16 protein-coding genes are annotated in these 15,189 nt (G+C 71.1%); 1 reads left to right on the top strand and 15 read right to left on the bottom strand.

Going from position 1 to position 15,189, the window contains the following annotated elements; genetic code table 11:
* Positions 1 to 9 precede the first annotated feature (9 nt).
* The 10 genes from ACQP0P_RS23225 to ACQP0P_RS23180 all read right to left on the bottom strand — a co-directional run bounded on the left by ACQP0P_RS23225 (position 10) and on the right by ACQP0P_RS23180 (position 8,965).
* Positions 10 to 864 (bottom strand): universal stress protein, encoded by an 855-nt coding sequence (locus tag ACQP0P_RS23225; RefSeq protein ID WP_433380762.1) that lies wholly within the window; start codon positions 862 to 864, stop codon positions 10 to 12.
* A gap of 301 nt (positions 865 to 1,165) precedes the next feature.
* The gene (locus ACQP0P_RS23220; protein WP_433380759.1) at positions 1,166 to 1,927 is read right to left on the bottom strand and encodes a sulfite exporter TauE/SafE family protein; all 762 of its coding nucleotides are present in this window, start codon (positions 1,925 to 1,927) and stop codon (positions 1,166 to 1,168) included.
* Positions 1,924 to 2,517: a rhodanese-like domain-containing protein gene (locus ACQP0P_RS23215; protein WP_433380756.1), complete on the bottom strand. Its 594-nt coding sequence runs from the start codon at positions 2,515 to 2,517 to the stop codon at positions 1,924 to 1,926. Before ACQP0P_RS23215 ends, ACQP0P_RS23220 begins: the two co-directional genes overlap by 4 nt.
* A gap of 66 nt (positions 2,518 to 2,583) precedes the next feature.
* Complete coding sequence (locus ACQP0P_RS23210) at positions 2,584 to 3,930, bottom strand: rhodanese-like domain-containing protein (protein WP_433380753.1); 1,347 nt, start codon at positions 3,928 to 3,930, stop codon at positions 2,584 to 2,586.
* Positions 3,931 to 4,151: 221 nt separating this feature from the next.
* Positions 4,152 to 4,379, bottom strand: coding sequence for a hypothetical protein (locus ACQP0P_RS23205; protein ID WP_433380751.1), 228 nt, complete (start codon positions 4,377 to 4,379; stop codon positions 4,152 to 4,154).
* Positions 4,376 to 4,981: a rhodanese-like domain-containing protein gene (locus ACQP0P_RS23200; RefSeq protein WP_433380748.1), complete on the bottom strand. Its 606-nt coding sequence runs from the start codon at positions 4,979 to 4,981 to the stop codon at positions 4,376 to 4,378. The genes ACQP0P_RS23205 and ACQP0P_RS23200 overlap by 4 nt, the downstream gene beginning before the upstream one ends.
* Positions 4,978 to 6,375: an MBL fold metallo-hydrolase gene (locus ACQP0P_RS23195; RefSeq protein WP_433380745.1), complete on the bottom strand. Its 1,398-nt coding sequence runs from the start codon at positions 6,373 to 6,375 to the stop codon at positions 4,978 to 4,980. Before ACQP0P_RS23195 ends, ACQP0P_RS23200 begins: the two co-directional genes overlap by 4 nt.
* 232 nt (positions 6,376 to 6,607) lie before the next feature.
* Positions 6,608 to 6,877, bottom strand: coding sequence for a metal-sensitive transcriptional regulator (locus ACQP0P_RS23190; RefSeq protein WP_030914234.1), 270 nt, complete (start codon positions 6,875 to 6,877; stop codon positions 6,608 to 6,610).
* 60 nt (positions 6,878 to 6,937) lie between these two features.
* The gene (locus ACQP0P_RS23185) at positions 6,938 to 8,266 is read right to left on the bottom strand and encodes a phosphoribosyltransferase family protein (RefSeq protein WP_433380741.1); all 1,329 of its coding nucleotides are present in this window, start codon (positions 8,264 to 8,266) and stop codon (positions 6,938 to 6,940) included.
* 333 nt (positions 8,267 to 8,599) lie between these two features.
* On the bottom strand, positions 8,600 to 8,965 hold the full coding sequence (locus ACQP0P_RS23180) for a hypothetical protein (RefSeq protein ID WP_433380738.1): 366 nt from the start codon (positions 8,963 to 8,965) through the stop codon (positions 8,600 to 8,602).
* A 156-nt stretch (positions 8,966 to 9,121) separates the two neighbouring features.
* Here ACQP0P_RS23180 and ACQP0P_RS23175 point away from each other — a divergent pair, with 156 nt between their 5' ends.
* A complete protein-coding gene (locus ACQP0P_RS23175; RefSeq protein WP_433380735.1) occupies positions 9,122 to 9,550 on the top strand; it encodes a pyridoxamine 5'-phosphate oxidase family protein in 429 nt (142 codons plus the stop codon).
* Here ACQP0P_RS23175 and ACQP0P_RS23170 read toward each other — a convergent pair.
* From ACQP0P_RS23170 to ACQP0P_RS23150, 5 genes are all read right to left on the bottom strand, one after another.
* Positions 9,547 to 11,244: a GAF domain-containing protein gene (locus tag ACQP0P_RS23170; RefSeq protein ID WP_433380732.1), complete on the bottom strand. Its 1,698-nt coding sequence runs from the start codon at positions 11,242 to 11,244 to the stop codon at positions 9,547 to 9,549. The two genes, ACQP0P_RS23175 and ACQP0P_RS23170, sit on opposite strands and share 4 nt — an antisense overlap.
* A gap of 70 nt (positions 11,245 to 11,314) precedes the next feature.
* Complete coding sequence (locus tag ACQP0P_RS23165; protein ID WP_433380729.1) at positions 11,315 to 11,869, bottom strand: hypothetical protein; 555 nt, start codon at positions 11,867 to 11,869, stop codon at positions 11,315 to 11,317.
* 326 nt (positions 11,870 to 12,195) lie between these two features.
* Complete coding sequence (locus ACQP0P_RS23160) at positions 12,196 to 13,047, bottom strand: universal stress protein (RefSeq protein ID WP_433380726.1); 852 nt, start codon at positions 13,045 to 13,047, stop codon at positions 12,196 to 12,198.
* 175 nt (positions 13,048 to 13,222) lie between these two features.
* Positions 13,223 to 14,260 (bottom strand): zinc-dependent alcohol dehydrogenase family protein, encoded by a 1,038-nt coding sequence (locus tag ACQP0P_RS23155; protein ID WP_433380723.1) that lies wholly within the window; start codon positions 14,258 to 14,260, stop codon positions 13,223 to 13,225.
* A 59-nt stretch (positions 14,261 to 14,319) separates the two neighbouring features.
* The gene (locus ACQP0P_RS23150; RefSeq protein WP_433380720.1) at positions 14,320 to 15,174 is read right to left on the bottom strand and encodes a universal stress protein; all 855 of its coding nucleotides are present in this window, start codon (positions 15,172 to 15,174) and stop codon (positions 14,320 to 14,322) included.
* Between the last annotated feature and the right edge of the window lie 15 nt (positions 15,175 to 15,189).

Here is a 15,189-nt window from a genome sequence, read left to right as displayed (position 1 = left end):
AGGCGACGATCACGATCCGACCACCGCCACCGGGCAGTGCGCGTGGTGCAGCACGCCGTGGCTGATCGATCCCAGCAGGGCCGAGCCGAATCTGCCCATTCCCCGCGAGCCGACGACGACGAGGTCCGCGGCGGCCGAGGCTTCGCAGATGGCGACGGCCGGGTGCCGGCACACCACTGTCTGCTCCACCTCGACCTTCGGGTACCGTTCCCGCCAGGGCGTGAGCGTGTCGGCGGCGATGCTCCGCGCACCGGCGAAGATGTCCTCGACCAGCGGCGCGTACGCGATGGCACCCGGCCCCATGACGGGCACCTGCCAGGCGTGGATCGCCTGTAGCCGGGCACCGCGCCGGACGGCCTCGGCGAAGGCGTACCCCAGTGCCGCCGTCGAGTGGGCAGAGCCGTCGAAACCGACGACGACCTGGCCACGGGCCGGCTCCCACACCCCTCTGGCGATGACGATCGGCGCGGCCACGTGCCCGGCCAGGGCCAGGGAGACCGATCCGAGCAGCAGCCCGGTGAACTCGCCCAGCCCTCGGCCGCCCACCACGATCTGCTCGGCGGTCTCGGCCTCGCGCTGGAGGATCTCCGTCACCCGGCCCTCCCGCAGCGCGCCCTCCACCTCCAGGTGGGGTGCGCGCCCGCGCACCACGGCGACCGCGCTCTCCAGCACCCCCTGGCAGTACTCGGTCACGGAATCCCGGAAGCCGGGCGGGGTCTGCAGCGGGATGTCGTAGGTCCACGGTTCGCACACGTACACGATCCGCAGCGCGCACCCGCGCCGTACCGCGTCATCGGCGGCCCAGGCGACCGCGCCCTCCGCGGGGGCCGAGCCGTCCGTGCCCACCACCACATGCGCCGTCATGTCGCCCCTTCGGACTCCCCTCCATCCGACCGCGCGGCGGACCAACACCCCCTCACCAGGGGCTTCCGTCCGCTGTCGCGGGCCGTTGCCCGCGGAATGGGTATCGTTGGTCACAACAGACCGTGCCGTCTCCCCGGTCCGGCCGGGAAGATCGAAAGATCTTCCCGGACCGGCAACCTCATCGTATGACGATCCCCCTCAGGTATGGATTTCCGTACCGTCAGCGTGTTGCCAAGGAATAAGGGCAAGAGGGGACGGCCCGTGAACGCCGCTGAGGCCGGTTTCCGATGTTCCTGTCCGGTCAGTTCAGGACTGTGATCTGCTGGGCGAGCACGAACACACCCATGGCCAGGACGAACCAGCCGAATGCCTTGCGCAGCCGGTCGGGGTTGATGTGCCCGGCGAGGCGGCCTCCGAGCAGCCCGCCCGCCGCCGCGGCGACGGTGACCACGGCCGCCAGGCTCCAGTCGATGCTGACGGTGCTCAGGTAGCCGGCCAGCCCGGCCAGTGACTTCATCGCGATGACCAGCAGGGAGGTGCCGACGGCCGCTGCCATGGGCATGCCGCCGAGCAGTACCAGCGCGGGCACCACCAGGAAGCCGCCGCCTGCGCCGACCAGGCCGGTGACGACGCCCACGATCACCCCGTCCATGATGATCTTCCCGAGGGGCAGGTGTTCGTGTTGTCCCGCGGCGACGGCCCTGCGGCCGCGGATCATGGCGATCGCGGTGGCGACCATCATCACCGCGAAGGCGCCGAGCAGCAGGGGCTCGGGAAGGTGCGGGCCGATGAGTCCGCCGCCGTAGGCGCCGGCCATGCCGGCCACGCCGAAGATCAGACCGGTACGCCGGCGTACCCGGCCGGCGCGGGCGTGGGAGATGAGCGCGGTGGCGCTGGTGACCGCCACCACCAGGAGGGACATGGCGATCGCGCTCTTGCCCGGCACCCCGGCGACGTACATGAGCATGGGCACCATCAGGATGGAGCCGCCGCCACCGAACAGTCCGAGGGTGACACCCACCGCAACGGCCGCCGTCACGGTGAGCGCCAAGGTGACTGTCATGAGGTCGCCCGCGTCGTGCGGAGCTGGCTGATGGCGGCCTCGACGTCGAAGCGCGGGCCGCGGTTGTAAGGCAGGCGGGCCAGGGCCATGCCCATGGCGCAGGTGTTGGTGAGGGCGGCGAACGTCAGTCCGGCGCCGATCAGGCCGGCCAGGTAGCGGGCCGGCGGCCACCAGATGCTGGCCAGTACGGAGGCTGCGACGATGCCGCCGGCGACCAGGCGCACCTGCCGTTCCAGACCCCAGCGGGGGTTCCCTCCGATGTTGGTGCTGGCGGTGGGGCCGGCGGCGGCGTTCCAGGCGTTCATGCCGCCGCCCAGGACCACCGAGTCGCTCAGGCCCGCACCGGCCAGCTTGGCGCACGCCTGGGTGGCGCGGCCGCCCGCCTGACAGACCAGGAGCAGCCGGCCGCCGGCGTCGGCGACAATGCGGTTCAGATGGGCGTCGACCTGGTCGAGCGGCAGGTTGATGGCTCCGGGGATGTGGCAGGTGGCGTACTCACCGGTAGTGCGCACATCGACGACGAGCACGTCGGGGTTGGCCGCGATCAGGTCGCGGGCCGCGGGCACGTCGATGGTCGGGGTGAAGGTCATGTTTCGGATCCTTTTCTTCAAAAGGAGGGGCTGATCGAGAGCTCAGCACCCTCTGGTTTGGACAGGTCAGGCGGCGGGCTGCGGGCGCAGGTCGGACACTCCGGCGCCGGTCAGCACCACAGGCCGGTAGCCGGAGCGCAGCAGCAGGCTCGCGGCGATGGAGGCGCGCCGTCCTGAGCCGCACGCGACCAGGACCGGCCGGTCGGGGTCCAGCTCGGCGGGCACGCCGTCGGTGACCAGGTCGGGCAGGAAACGTTCGATCGCGCCGGCAAGCGGGGTGGCCCGCCGCTCGCTGGGCATCCGCACGTCCAGCAGTTGCGCGCCAGGTCCGGCCAGGCGTGCGGCGAAGGCGGGCAGCTCCAGCAGCTCGAAACGCGAGGTGGCCTCGTCGCGCAGGTCGGTGACGACGCCGAGCACGCTGTCGATGCCGATCTGCGCGAGCTGGGTGACCGCCTCACCGGCGTCCTGCCCGTGCCGGGCGACCAGGACGATCGGGGCCTGGTACGGCAGGAGCCAGCCGGCCCAGCTGCCGAAGTCGGTGTCGAGCTCGACGCCGACCGAGCCGGGCAGCAGGCCGGCGGCCTGGACGCTCCTGGGACGGATGTCCAGCAGGTGAGCATCGGCGGGCACCTGCTCCAGAGTGAGCTCGGGCACCTCGGTCGCCGGCATGGGTGGCACTCCGAGGGTGTTGGCCGGGCCCATGTGCGCGTAGAAGGCGGGGATCGGCATGGGTGCGGCCAGCAGGTGGTCGGCGAAGGCCTCGCGGTCGCCGATGGCCAGTAGCGGGTTGCCGGCGTGTTCGAGCGCGATGGTGGAGGTGTAGCGACCGGCGCCGCCGGAGGCGCAGAAGGAGCCCTCGCCGTGGGTGGGCAGCAGTTCGACGCCGCCGGGCAGGCCGGCCAGGCGGTGCAGCGAGCCGTACTGCTGGCGGGCCAGAGTGCGGGCGCGCTCGGGTCCGAGCAGGTCGGGACGGCCGGCCGAGGAGACCAGCAGGCTGCCGCCGGAGAAGACCGCCACCGGCTCGCCGTCGATCAGCACCAGGTAGGAGGTGTGCTCCGGGGTGTGCCCGGGGGTGTGGATGGGGCGCAGGGTCAGGCCGTTCTCGCCGGGGATGTCTTCGAGATGGAAGGCCGCGGTGTGCGGGTAGGCCGCGCCGGCCGCGGCCGGCAGCACGAGCTCGGCGCCGGTACGGTCGGCGGCCTGCTGACCGCCGGAGACGTAGTCGTTGTGCAGGTGGGTCTCCAGCACGAAGCGCAGGTCGACGTCGCGCTCGGCGGCGGCGTTCAGGAAACGGTCGATGTCGCGCTGGGGGTCGACGAGCACACCCTTGCCCTCGTGGGTGAGCAGGTAGCTCTGGTCGCCCAAGCCGGGCGTACGGAAGGAGACGATCTCCATGACGGGTGTGCCTTTCATGCTTTTATACCCCCAGGGGTATTGAGAGGACAAAAATAGAGGGTTCGTCTGGTCAGGCGACGTGTTGCCCTGACTGGGATCCGGTCACCAGGGGCCGGCCGGCCCGCTGCCAGGCAGCGGTGCCACCGGCGACGGAAACGGGATTCTCGCTTTCTTTATACCTGGGGGGGTATATGGGTGACCTGGGTGGGGGCAGACGCCGATCTGGCGCCTACCCGCCTTCAAGACTCAGGCCAGGGCCAGGAACAGCTTCTCCAGGTGGTTCTTGTCCAGCGGCCCAGACCATCCCGCCCGGCCGCGATGCCGGACATGTCATGCTGCGCCCACGATGCTCGCCGGTAGCTGATGCCGCGCGCCCGCAGCGTCTCCTCCATCGTCCTGGCGACCAGGTCCGGGTCCTGCACCAGGGCCTGCCGCCGGTCGGGATGGGTGGGCAGCAGTGCGGTCAAGGGGACGTCTCCCGTTGTGCCAACCGGTCCAGCACCGCCTCCAGGCTGGGCCGGCGGGGGCCTCGGTTGTAGGGGAGCCTGGCCAGCAGCATGCCCATCGCGCAGGTGTTGGAGAGCGCGGCGAAGGCCAGCCCGCCACCGATCGCGGCGGCGAGCCATTTGGCCGGCGGGAACAGCGTGCTGGCCAGGATCGAGGTCAGCACGATGGATCCGGCCACCAGGCGCACCTGACGCTCCAGCTCCCAGCGAGCCCGGCCGGTGCGGAGCGGCGCGCCGGCCCCCTGCCAGGCGAGGATGCCCCCTTCCAGGAGGCGCGGGGCCACCTGTCCGGCTCCGGACAGGGCCGCCGCGGCCTGCGTGGCGCGCTGCCCGGAGCGGCAGACGAGCACCATCTGCTCCCGCCGTGGGCCGTTGAGGTGGGCGCACAGCCGTTCACGGTGCTCGCGCAGCAGATCCAGCGGCACGTTGACCGAGCCGGGGATGTGGGCGGTCTCGAACTCGCCGGGGGTGCGCACGTCGATCAGCCGGGGCGCCTGCCCGGAGTCCATCAGCCGGCGCAGGGCGGCCGTATCCAGCGTGGCGGGTGTGTCGTGGCCGGTCATGAGGTCTCCTCGACGGTCAGGCCGCTTTCGGCCGCCTGGGAGTAGTTGTCGTCGATGTGCACGACCCGGCGGCCGGCGCGGGCCAGCAGGCTGCTCGCGGCGGCGGCCCGGTAGCCGGAGCCGCAGTGCACCCACACCGTCCCGTCCGGGATCTCGGCCAGGCGGTGCGGTAGTTCGGGCAGCGGGATGTGCGTCGCGCCGTCGATGTGCCCGGCGCGCCATTCGTTGCGCAGCCGCACGTCTAGCACGACGTCGGGGGCGGGCAGATCGCGCGCGTTACGGCCGTCGCGCACGGCGGCCAGCTCGGCGAACGTGGCGACGGTCAGCTCACCCAGCCTGGTGCCGTCGCCACCGGCCCACTGCTCGGGAGTACCGGTCGCGGCGGCGGCCGGACGGTCGATGCCGATGCGCGCCAGCTCGCGCTGGGCGGCGGCCACCTGCTCCGCCGATTCGCCCAGTAGCGTGATGGGCGCCCCCCAGGGGGCCATCCAGCCCAGCCAGGTCGACATCGGGCCGTCCAGGCCGAAGCTCAGCGTGCCGGCCAGGTGCCGCTGGGTGAACGCCTTACGCGAGCGCAGGTCCACCACCCATTCACCGGCGTCGATACGTGCGCGCAGCCCGGCGGCGTCGGCCCGCCTCACCGGGGTCAGATCGACCAGGTCCGCGCCGGCGGTGTTCCTGGCGCCCATGTGGGCGTAGTAGGCGGGGTAGGCGTCCAGCCCGGCGAGGGTCTGGGTGACGAAGTCGTCGGCCTCCAGCCGCAGCGCCGGGTTGGCGCCGCGCTCGCGTCCTATCGTCGAGGATGAGGCGTCGGTCTGGGTGGCCGAGCAGAAGCTGCCGAACCCGTGGGTGGGCCAGATCTGCGTACCGTCGGGCAGTAGGTCGGCCAGCCGTCGCACCGAGGCGTGCTGGTGCTGGGCCAGGGCGTGGGCGTGCTGGGCGCCGAGCAGGTCCGTGCGGCCGGTGGTGCCGAACAGCAGCGACCCGCCGGTGAACACCCCCATCGGCCCATCGGGACCGCCGAGCACGTAGGACAGGTGGTGGAAGGTGTGCCCGGGGGTGGCCACCACGGAAAGGCGCATCGACGGTGACAGCGCCATCTCGTCGCCGTCGCTCACGGGCACCCGGTCGAAGGCGACCTCGTCGGCCGCCGCCACCAGGTAGGCCGCGCCCGTCAGCCTGGCCATGGCCAGCCCGCCGGAGACGTAGTCGTTGTGCAGGTGGGTCTCGGCCACGTGGGTGACGCGCACGCCCAGCCGACCGGCCAGGGCCAGGATCCGGTCGATGTCCCGTTGCGGGTCGACCACCAGCGCCACCTGCCCGTCGTGAGCCAGGTAGCTGCGGTCCCCCAGTGAGGAGGTCTCCACCACCACTGTCTCGATCGTCGTCATCATCGCCTCTCACTTCGTCGTTGTTGTCTTCGCCGGCAGATGCGGACCGGCCGGTCCCGGGTTTCACACCGGATGTGTGCCCGGCGTCGCCGCGGCGGCCCATCCGGGGCCGCGCCACGGATGGGCGCTCATGCCACTTCGGCGCGAATATACCCAGGGGGGTATCCTCCGGACAGAAGAACGCCACGCCGCCCATCTCGCCCCGCCCACCGCGTGGTGGGCGGGGTGCGATGGGTCACGACAGGGCCAGAAACAGTTTCTCCAGCCGCTCCTGACTGATCGGCGGCTGCTCGCCGCGCTCGCGCGCCATCTGGCACTGCTGCATACCCGTCGATATGATCTTGAATCCGGCCCGGTCCAGCGCCTTGGAGACCGCCGCCAACTGGGTCAGCACCCGCTCGCAGTCGTCCCCGTTCTCGATCATCGCGATCACTCCGCCCAGCTGCCCCTGGGCCCGCTTGAGTCGTGTCAGCGCGTCCGACAGGACCGTCGCGTCCATCTCCATCCCGCCTCACCTCCGCCCTCAATATACCCCCGGGGGTACATGGGTGCGGTGTGAAAAACCTCACGCCGACGGTCCGAAGTGACCGGTGAACCAGTCGCGGGCGAGGGCGGCGACGCTTTCGAGTGCCCCCGGCTCTTCGAACAGGTGGGTGGCGCCGGGGACGATCTGGAGCAGACTCTCGCAGCGCAGCCGTTCCTGCGCGGCCCGGTTGAGATCGAGCACCATCTCGTCGGCACCTCCCACGATCAGCAGGGTCGCCGCCCGCACCTCGGGCAGCCGCGGCCCGGCCAGATCGGGCCGCCCGCCCCTGGAGACGACGGCGGCGACCTCGCAGCCCGGCTCCGCCGCCGCCCACAGCGCGGCCGCCGCTCCGGTACTCGCTCCGAAGTAGCCGACGGGGAGACCGGCCGCCCAAGGTTGATCGCCCAGCCAGCCGGTCACCCGGACGAGCCTTTCGGCCAGCAGCCCGATGTCGAACACGTTGCCTCTGTCGGCCCCCTCCTCCAGGGTGAGCAGGTCGAACAGGAGCGTCCCCAGACCGGCGCCGTTGAGCACGCCGGCCACGTACCGGTTACGCGGGCTGTGCCGGCTGCTACCGCTGCCGTGCACGAACACCACCACTCCCCCGGCGCCGTCCGGGACGACGAGCTGACCGGGCAACCCGACCTGCCCGGCGTCCACCAGGACCTCCTCGTCGCGGCCGGGCGGATCGGAGGTCGCGCTCCCGTCGCTCCCGTCGCGCTCCCCCGCCGCGGACGCGGCCCTTCGGAGCAGCTCGGCCACCTGCTCATCGGTGGTCTGGGAAAAATTGATGTACCAGACACCGACCGCCAGAAGGCGTTCCGGTGTCCGCAGGCAGACCACCTCGTCGGCGACCTCGCGCAGGCTCGCGATCGTCTCCGGTGACCCCACCGGCACCGCCAGCACCACCCGTGAGGCACCCCGCGCCCGGGCGACCTGGCAGGCGACACGCGCCGTCCCCCCGGTGGCGACCCCGTCGTCCACCACGATCGCCGTACAGCCGGTCAGGTCCACCGGAGCTCGGTCGCCGCGCAGTTGGTGCGCGCGGCGCAGAACCTCGGCCCGCTCGTACTCCTCCACCTCGGCCGTCTCCGCGTAGGTGAGCTCCGTGAGCAGCACGATGTCGTGATTGATGACACGGACCCCGCCCTCCCCCACGGCGCCGAACCCGAGTTCCGGCTGGAACGGCACCCCGAGCTTGCGGACCACGATCACGTCCAGTGGCGCGTCAAGGGCCCGCGCCACCTCGAACGCCACCGGCACGCCGCCCCTGGGCAGCCCCAGAACGACCACTTCCTCATCAGCACCGACAGACCCGCGTAACCGCTCGGCCAGCCGCAGGCCCGCATCCTGACGATCGGCGAACACCACGCCCCCCTTCCGACGCCCCGCGTACCTCCGCTCACCCGCGGAGCCTCGAGATCACGTCCGCGCCCGGCCTCACCGGGCAACCGGTCGCTCATCGGTCGCCGTGACCTTCTGCACAGCCGACGGCGAGACCTCACCCCCAACAGCCAATGTCAGCCGCCGGGGCATCCCGGCGGTAGGGCTGAAGGCCCCGGTTCGCAAGGGCGGAAGGTCCCGCTTCGGAGCCCCACATAGGAGAACAACCGGCCAGGCGGACCCATTTCACGAGTATCGGCCCGCTTCCCAACGGCTGCTGGAACGCCGCTCCCCTCGGGGATTCACGGGGATGGAGGCTCAGGACACGATGCCGCCCTCGCGCTCTTCGAGCACCCGGCCGTTCTCGTCCACGATCAGGTATTCGAGCTCGCAGCCGATGCCCACCTCGCCGCAGGCCGCGATCAGAGCCCTCAGGCGGGCCTCGGCCTCGGCGACCGTCGCCCTGAGGGTGCCGGACAGCAGGTAACGGGGCTCCTGGTCACGGCGGTTCACGGGCTGGGCGTAGAGCGAGATGATCTCGCTGTCGTAGTCGATCTCCCAGCCGAAGAAGTGGAGCGCGACGCGGACCGGGCCACCCGCCCAGACCTCCAGAACGCGCGCCATGGTCATGTGGTCGTCACCGTCCAGAACCCCGGCGTACTCGACGTACTCGATGTCGGCCATGGTCACGATCATCACATGGGGAGAGGCCGGCCAGATGGAACCGGGACGGCAACGGCGTTGAACGCGTACCGTGGACCTTCCCGAAGGCCGAACACCGCCAATGACGGGACTTTAGCCCCTAACGTCCCCGGTGCGCCGACGGGCAGCCTGGGAGGCATGAAGCTCGACTCGGCAGGCCTTGAAGTGCTTTCCCGGCCGGAGTGCCTCGAACTCCTGGGCTCGGTCTCGATCGGACGGATCGTGTTCACCGACCGTGCCCTTCCGGCCGTGCAGCCGGTCAACTTCGTCCTCGACGGCGAGACGGTGGTGATCCGCACCACCATCGGTTCCAAGCTCGCCGCGGCGGCCCGCGACGCGATCGTCGCCTTCGAGGCCGACGACTTCGATGCGTCGGCGCGCACCGGCTGGTCGGTCACCGCGGTGGGGCCCGCGCGAGCCGTGTACGAGTCGCGGGAGATCGAGCGTCTGGCCCGGCTGCCCCTGACCGCCTGGGCACCGGCAAGCCGGGACCACTACATCCTGGTGCAGACGGGCCACCTCACCGGCCGCCGCATTTCGCCCAGGTCCGCGGACCAGAGCGACTAGAGCGGCACGCTCCAGGTCAGGCTGGTGCCCCCCGTCTCCGGCGAGACGACCTCGAAGGAGCCGCCGAGCCGGGCCGCCCGCTCCTGCAGGTTGCGCAGGCCGCTGCGCCTGCCGTCGCCGGCCAGCCCGACGCCGTCGTCCCGCACCACGAGGATGAGCCGGTCGTCCAGCGCCTCGGCGGAGACGTCGATCCTCCCGGCCCTGGCGTGCCGTACCGCGTTGGACAGGGCCTCGCGCAGCACCGCCAGCAGGTGGTCGGCGATCTCGGGCGACACGCGGTTGTCAAGCTGCCCGTCCATCCGCAGGCCGGGCATGAAGCCCAGGTGACCACGGGCGCCTTCCACCATCTCGACGATGCGGGCGCGCAGGCTGGGGGCGCCGTCCCCGCTGGGCGTCTGAAGGGCGAAGATGGTGGAGCGGATCTGGCGGATGGTCTCGTCGAGCTCGTCGATGGCGCCCTTCAGGCGGCCGGAGGCCTCCGGTCTCTCGACCAGCCGGACCGTACTCATCAGCGTCATGGCGACGGCGAACAGCCGCTGGATGACCACGTCGTGCAGGTCCTTGGCGATGCGGTCGCGGTCTTCGAGCAGGCCCAGCCGTTCGGCGTCCTTGCGGCTCTCGGCCAGCTCCAGCGCCACCGCCGCCTGGGCGGCGAAGGCGTGCAGGGTACGCAGCTCCGACTGGACGAACGGGATGCGGCCCGAACGCTTGCCGAGTGACAGCACGCCGCGCGCGACGCCCGCCGCGCCCAGTGGTACGGCTCCCACCGGGCCCATCGGCAGATGGTCGGAGAACACGCTGCGCAGTCCGGTCTCGTCCGGATCGTTGACCATGAGCGGCTCGCCGTCGGCGAAGGCCTGTCCGGCCAGGGAGCCGGCGACCTGGATCTCCACCTGCTCCAGTTGCCCGGCGTTCTCGCCCTCGGCGATCGCCACCCGGAGCAGCTGCCCGCCCGCCTCCGGCAGCAGGATCGCCACGACGTCCGCGTCGGTCATCTGACGGGCGCGCCTGGCCATCAGGGTGAGGACCTCCTGGGGGTCCGCGCCGGACAGCAGGCTGGTGGTGATCTCCGAGGACGCGGCCAGCCACGTCTCCCTGCGGCGGGTCTCCTCGAACAGGCGGGCGTTCTCGATCGCCACGCCGGCCGCGGTGGCCAGCGCGACGACGATCGCCTGGTCCTCCTCGTCGAACTCGCCGCCGCCGCGCTTCTCGGTGAGGTAGAGGTTGCCGAACACCTCGTCGCGCACCCGGACCGGTACCCCGAGGAAGGAGCCCATGGGGGGATGGCCCGGAGGAAAACCGTAGGACTCGGGATGGTCGGAGATGCGCGTCAGGCGCAACGGTCGCGGCTCCTTGATCAGCAAACCGAGCAGGCCGAGGCCGTGCGGCCAGTGCTCGATCCTGGCGATCTCCTCCTCGCTGAGCCCGACCGGGATGAACTGCACCAGCGTGTTCTCCTGGCCGACCACGCCCATCGCGCCGAAACCGGCGTCCACCAGCCTGGTCGCGGTCTCGACGATGCGGCGCAGCACCGTCTCCAGGTCGAGGTCGCTGCCGACCGCCACGACCGCCTCGAGCAGGGCGTGTACGCGGTCGCGGGTGGCGAGTACCGCTTCGAGCCGGATCTGTAGCTCAGACAGCAGTTCATCCAGCCGCATGTTCGGAAGCAGTAGGTGGGAATCGGTGTCTGCCATGTCCGGGAGTCTCGCACCAAGACGGCAAAACGCCCACCCCGATCATGGGGTGGGCGTCTCGACGGCCCGGTTACCGCAGGACGGGGTAGTTCCGCACCAGGGCGGTGTTGCTCCACCACCTGCCGATGCCGAGGGTGTCACCGGCGCTCGCCATCGCCAGCCCGGCGAGCACCGCGATGTAGACGATGTGGTCGTCCATGAACGGGTTGGTGGCCAGGGGCAGCTCGGCGGCCCACATCAGGATCAGCATCAGGCCCCCGGCGACGGCGGCGATCCGCATGCCGGCCCCCAGGATGAGGGCGACGCCGACCCCGAGCAGGCCGAGCATGAACAGCCAGTCGACCCAGGCCTGACCGGCCAGGCTGGAGAAGAGACCGCCGAGGGCGTTCTCACCGGTGCCCTTGAGGAACCCGGTCGTGGGGCTGCCGCCGGAGATCCAGGCGCGGTCGGCGGGGGTGGCGAACCCCCAGCCGAAGGTCTTGTCGAGGAACGCCCACAGGAAGATCCATCCGATCGAGATGCGCGCGATCGCCCAGACGTAGTCGACCGGACGCGTCGCCGCCGGAGGGGTGACGTTCGGGACGGACTGCTTGGAGGGAACGTCCCGACCGTGCGTGGTGGCCATGACGGCCCCTTTCGGTAGTGTTTCGCGGTCTCTGTTGTGTCTTCATCACATCGTTTTCCGGGGCCGCCGCGCAGTGCCGTACGGCTCACGCCCGGACTGCGAAGGTCATCGCGTTCATGGGACCTTCGGCCCGCCCCCGCCGGGACCCCGGCTAGGAGGCTGGTGTTTTTCGCGCGAAGTAATCTTGGTCCCTCCACCAAGCCGTCAAAAACGGTGAGGATCGGGAGCACACACTCCACTTGGAGGCCGAATCTGCCTCCGGAATGGACGCTCTGTGGGTGTGACGCTCCACCATGATCGCTAAGCGGCCGTTTAACACCAGCCTCCTAGGACCTGACGACGGCGACGGAGCAGCGGGCGTGGTGCAGGACCCCCCGGCTGACCGAACCCAGAAACAGCGAGCCGAGGGCACCGCGGCCGTGGGAGCCGACGACGAGCAGGTCACAGGTGTCGGAGGCGTCGCTGAGGGCCTCGACCGGGTGGGCGCGGCGCACGTCCTCGATCACCTTCACCTCGGGGTACCTCTCCCGCCACCCGGCGAGCCGGTCTGTCACGACCTTGTCATGGGCGGCGCGGAACTCGTCCATGTCATAGACGATCTCCGGGGCGTAGATGTGCACCGGCACCTGCCAGGCGTAGAGGGCGCGCAGGGTGCTGCCGCGCAGCCTGGCCTGCTCGAAGGCGTAGGCGAGGGCGGGCTCGCAGGCGTCGGAGTCGTCGAGGCCGACCGTGATCTCGCCGTGTGCCCCGGCCTGGCCTGGACGGACGACGACGACCGGGCAGTGCACGTGACCGGCGACGTGGACGCTGACCGAGCCGATCAAGGCTCCGGCGAACCCGCCGAGCCCCCTGGTCCCGACGACGAGCTCCGTGGCCTCCTTTCCCTGCTCGCGCAGGACCAGCGACGGCGGTCCCTCGATCAGCGTGGTGGTCACCTCGATGCCGGGTTGCCGGGAGCGGGCCGTCTCCTCCGCGGCGGCCAGCACCTTCTGGGAGGACTCGGTCACCGCGTCCTCCCATTCGGGGGCGGGGAACTTGGGGATGTCGTTCGGCCAGCGCTGCACGGCGGTGACGATGCGCAGCGGCAGGCTCATCCGGGCGGCGACGTCGGCCGCCCACTCGATGGCGGCGGTCGCGTTACTGGAGCCGTCGGCTCCAACAATGATCAGATTAGACATTGGTCCTCCTTATTCCCATCTGACCTTCGCTAAACCTGCCGCGCCCAGGGCCGGAAGTCCCTTCCGGCCCGCGTGATGACAGGGTCTTTCGTCACCCGCGGCGAAACCGGACGGCGCTGTGGCGTCGAGGACACGCGACAGGAAACCCCGGCGCCGGCGACGTCCGCCGACCGGCTCAGCCGCGGGTGAGCACCACCTTGAGCGCCCCGGTCTCCTGCGGGTGGGAGAACACCTCGTAGGCCTTCTCCATGTCGTGCAGCGCGAAGTGGTGGGTGACGAACCGGCCGCCGTCCAGCAGGCCCGCCTCAAGCATGCTCAGCAGCGTCGGCGTGGAGTAGGTGTCGACCAGGCCGGTGGTGAAGGTGAGGTCGCGTGCCCACAACTCCTCAAGGTGCAAGGTGACGGGCCTGCCGTGCACGCCGACGTTGGCGACGTGGCCACCCGGCCTGACCAGGCGGGCGCAGAGCTCGAAGGTTTCCGGCACGCCGACGGCCTCGATGGCGACGTCGGCGCCCAGGCCGCCGGTCAGCTCGGCCACCTCCTCGGCGGGATCACCGCCCGCGCCGATCACCACGTCGGCGCCGAAGCGGGTGGCCGCCTCCAGCCTGGCCTCGGCCAGGTCGACGGCGATGATGCGGCTGGGGCTGTAGAGACGGGCGGTGGTGATCGCGGCCAGGCCGATCGGGCCCGCGCCCACGACGACCACCGTGTCGCCGGGGGCGACCCTGCCGTTCAGCACGCCGACCTCGTAGGAGGTGGGCAGGATGTCGGCCAGCATGAGCACGGCCTCGTCCCCGATCCCCTCGGGCACGAGATGGGTCGAGGTGTCGGCGAAGGGAACGCGTACGAACTCGGCCTGCGTCCCGTCGATGTGGTGGCCCAGGATCCAGCCGCCGCCGCCCAGGCACTGCCCGTAGGAGCCCGTACGGCAGTAGCGGCAGCGCCCGCACGCCGAGACGCACGAGACCAGGACGTGGTCGCCTGGCTTCAGTGCGACCCCGGCGCCGACCTCGGTGACCGTGCCGACCGCCTCGTGTCCCAGGATCCGGCCCGGCTCGACGGCGGGCACGTCCCCTTTGAGGATGTGCAGGTCGGTGCCGCAGATCGTCACCGCGTCGACGCGGACCACCGCGTCCGTGGGCGCCTGGATCCCCGGCTCGGGGACCTCCTGCCACACTCTCCTGCCGGGGCCCCGATAGACCAGTCCTTTCATGATCCACCCCTTCGTCTCTGTCCGCCGGTAAGCGGATGTGGCCCTCTTCGGCCGTCCGGTCAGATGTGCCGGGGTGTCACGACCAGCGGGCAGACGGCGTGCTGCAGCAGCGAGTGACTGACCGAGCCCAGCAGCAGCCCCGCGAGGTCCCCGCGGCCGCGTGATCCCACGACCAGCAGATCGGCCTGTGCCGAGGCGTTCTTCAGCACATCCACCGGATGCCCCTGCTCCACCTGCTCGGTGACCGTGACATCCGGATGGCGCTCGCCCCAGCCGGCCAGCGCCTCGGCCAGCAGCCGCCGCTCGCCCTCGGCCGTCTCCTCGGCGGACGCCAGGGCGAACCTCCCCCCGCCGACGACGGACTGCTTCCAGGCGTGCACCGCCCGCAGGCCGGCACCGCGCAGGGACGCCTCGGCGAAGGCGAACTCGATGGCGGACGTGCCCGCCACGGAGCCGTCGACTCCGACGACCACCTCACCACCGCCTGACCGTGCGGGCGTCCTCCGGATGACGGCGACCGGGCAAGGGGCATGCCCGGCCACGCCCAGCGCGACCGACCCCAGCAGCATGCCGGAGAAACCATCCCGGCCGTGACTGCCGACCACCAGGAGGTCGGCGTCCCGCGCGGCCTTGATCAGGACGTCCCTGGGATCGCCGGGCAGCAGCGACGACTCCACCTTGACCCGGCTGTCCTCCTCGCGGGCCCGGTTCAGCGCGTCCGTCAGCATGGACGTGGCCCCGTCGCGCATCCACCGGCCCACGTCGGCGTACGGAGCGTCCTCGGCCATCTCCAACGGCCAGGCCACCATGACGTGCACGACGCGCAACTCGCCGTCGCGTAGCCCGGCCTCCCGCACGGCCCAGCTCACGGCCTCAAGCGCGGCCTGTGAACCGTCGACTCCCACCAGGATCATATTGTTCCCCTTTCG

Source organism: Streptosporangium sp. CA-115845 (assembly GCF_050943795.1).
Classification (GTDB): Bacteria; Actinomycetota; Actinomycetes; order Streptosporangiales; family Streptosporangiaceae; genus Streptosporangium.
This window is presented reverse-complemented; position numbering and strand designations above follow the sequence as displayed.

Excerpts from the sequence above, each read along its gene's own strand:
- ACQP0P_RS23225 (WP_433380762.1), bottom strand. The coding sequence starts at position 864 with ATGACGGCGCATGTGGTGGTGGGCACGGACGGCTCGGCCCCCGCGGAG.
- ACQP0P_RS23220 (WP_433380759.1), bottom strand. The coding sequence starts at position 1,927 with ATGACAGTCACCTTGGCGCTCACCGTGACGGCGGCCGTTGCGGTGGGT.
- ACQP0P_RS23215 (WP_433380756.1), bottom strand. The coding sequence starts at position 2,517 with ATGACCTTCACCCCGACCATCGACGTGCCCGCGGCCCGCGACCTGATC.
- ACQP0P_RS23210 (WP_433380753.1), bottom strand. The coding sequence starts at position 3,930 with ATGAAAGGCACACCCGTCATGGAGATCGTCTCCTTCCGTACGCCCGGC.
- ACQP0P_RS23200 (WP_433380748.1), bottom strand. The coding sequence starts at position 4,981 with ATGACCGGCCACGACACACCCGCCACGCTGGATACGGCCGCCCTGCGC.
- ACQP0P_RS23195 (WP_433380745.1), bottom strand. The coding sequence starts at position 6,375 with ATGATGACGACGATCGAGACAGTGGTGGTGGAGACCTCCTCACTGGGG.
- ACQP0P_RS23190 (WP_030914234.1), bottom strand. The coding sequence starts at position 6,877 with ATGGAGATGGACGCGACGGTCCTGTCGGACGCGCTGACACGACTCAAG.
- ACQP0P_RS23180 (WP_433380738.1), bottom strand. The coding sequence starts at position 8,965 with ATGGCCGACATCGAGTACGTCGAGTACGCCGGGGTTCTGGACGGTGAC.
- ACQP0P_RS23175 (WP_433380735.1), top strand. The coding sequence starts at position 9,122 with ATGAAGCTCGACTCGGCAGGCCTTGAAGTGCTTTCCCGGCCGGAGTGC.
- ACQP0P_RS23170 (WP_433380732.1), bottom strand. The coding sequence starts at position 11,244 with ATGGCAGACACCGATTCCCACCTACTGCTTCCGAACATGCGGCTGGAT.
- ACQP0P_RS23165 (WP_433380729.1), bottom strand. The coding sequence starts at position 11,869 with ATGGCCACCACGCACGGTCGGGACGTTCCCTCCAAGCAGTCCGTCCCG.
- ACQP0P_RS23160 (WP_433380726.1), bottom strand. The coding sequence starts at position 13,047 with ATGTCTAATCTGATCATTGTTGGAGCCGACGGCTCCAGTAACGCGACC.
- ACQP0P_RS23155 (WP_433380723.1), bottom strand. The coding sequence starts at position 14,260 with ATGAAAGGACTGGTCTATCGGGGCCCCGGCAGGAGAGTGTGGCAGGAG.
- ACQP0P_RS23150 (WP_433380720.1), bottom strand. The coding sequence starts at position 15,174 with ATGATCCTGGTGGGAGTCGACGGTTCACAGGCCGCGCTTGAGGCCGTG.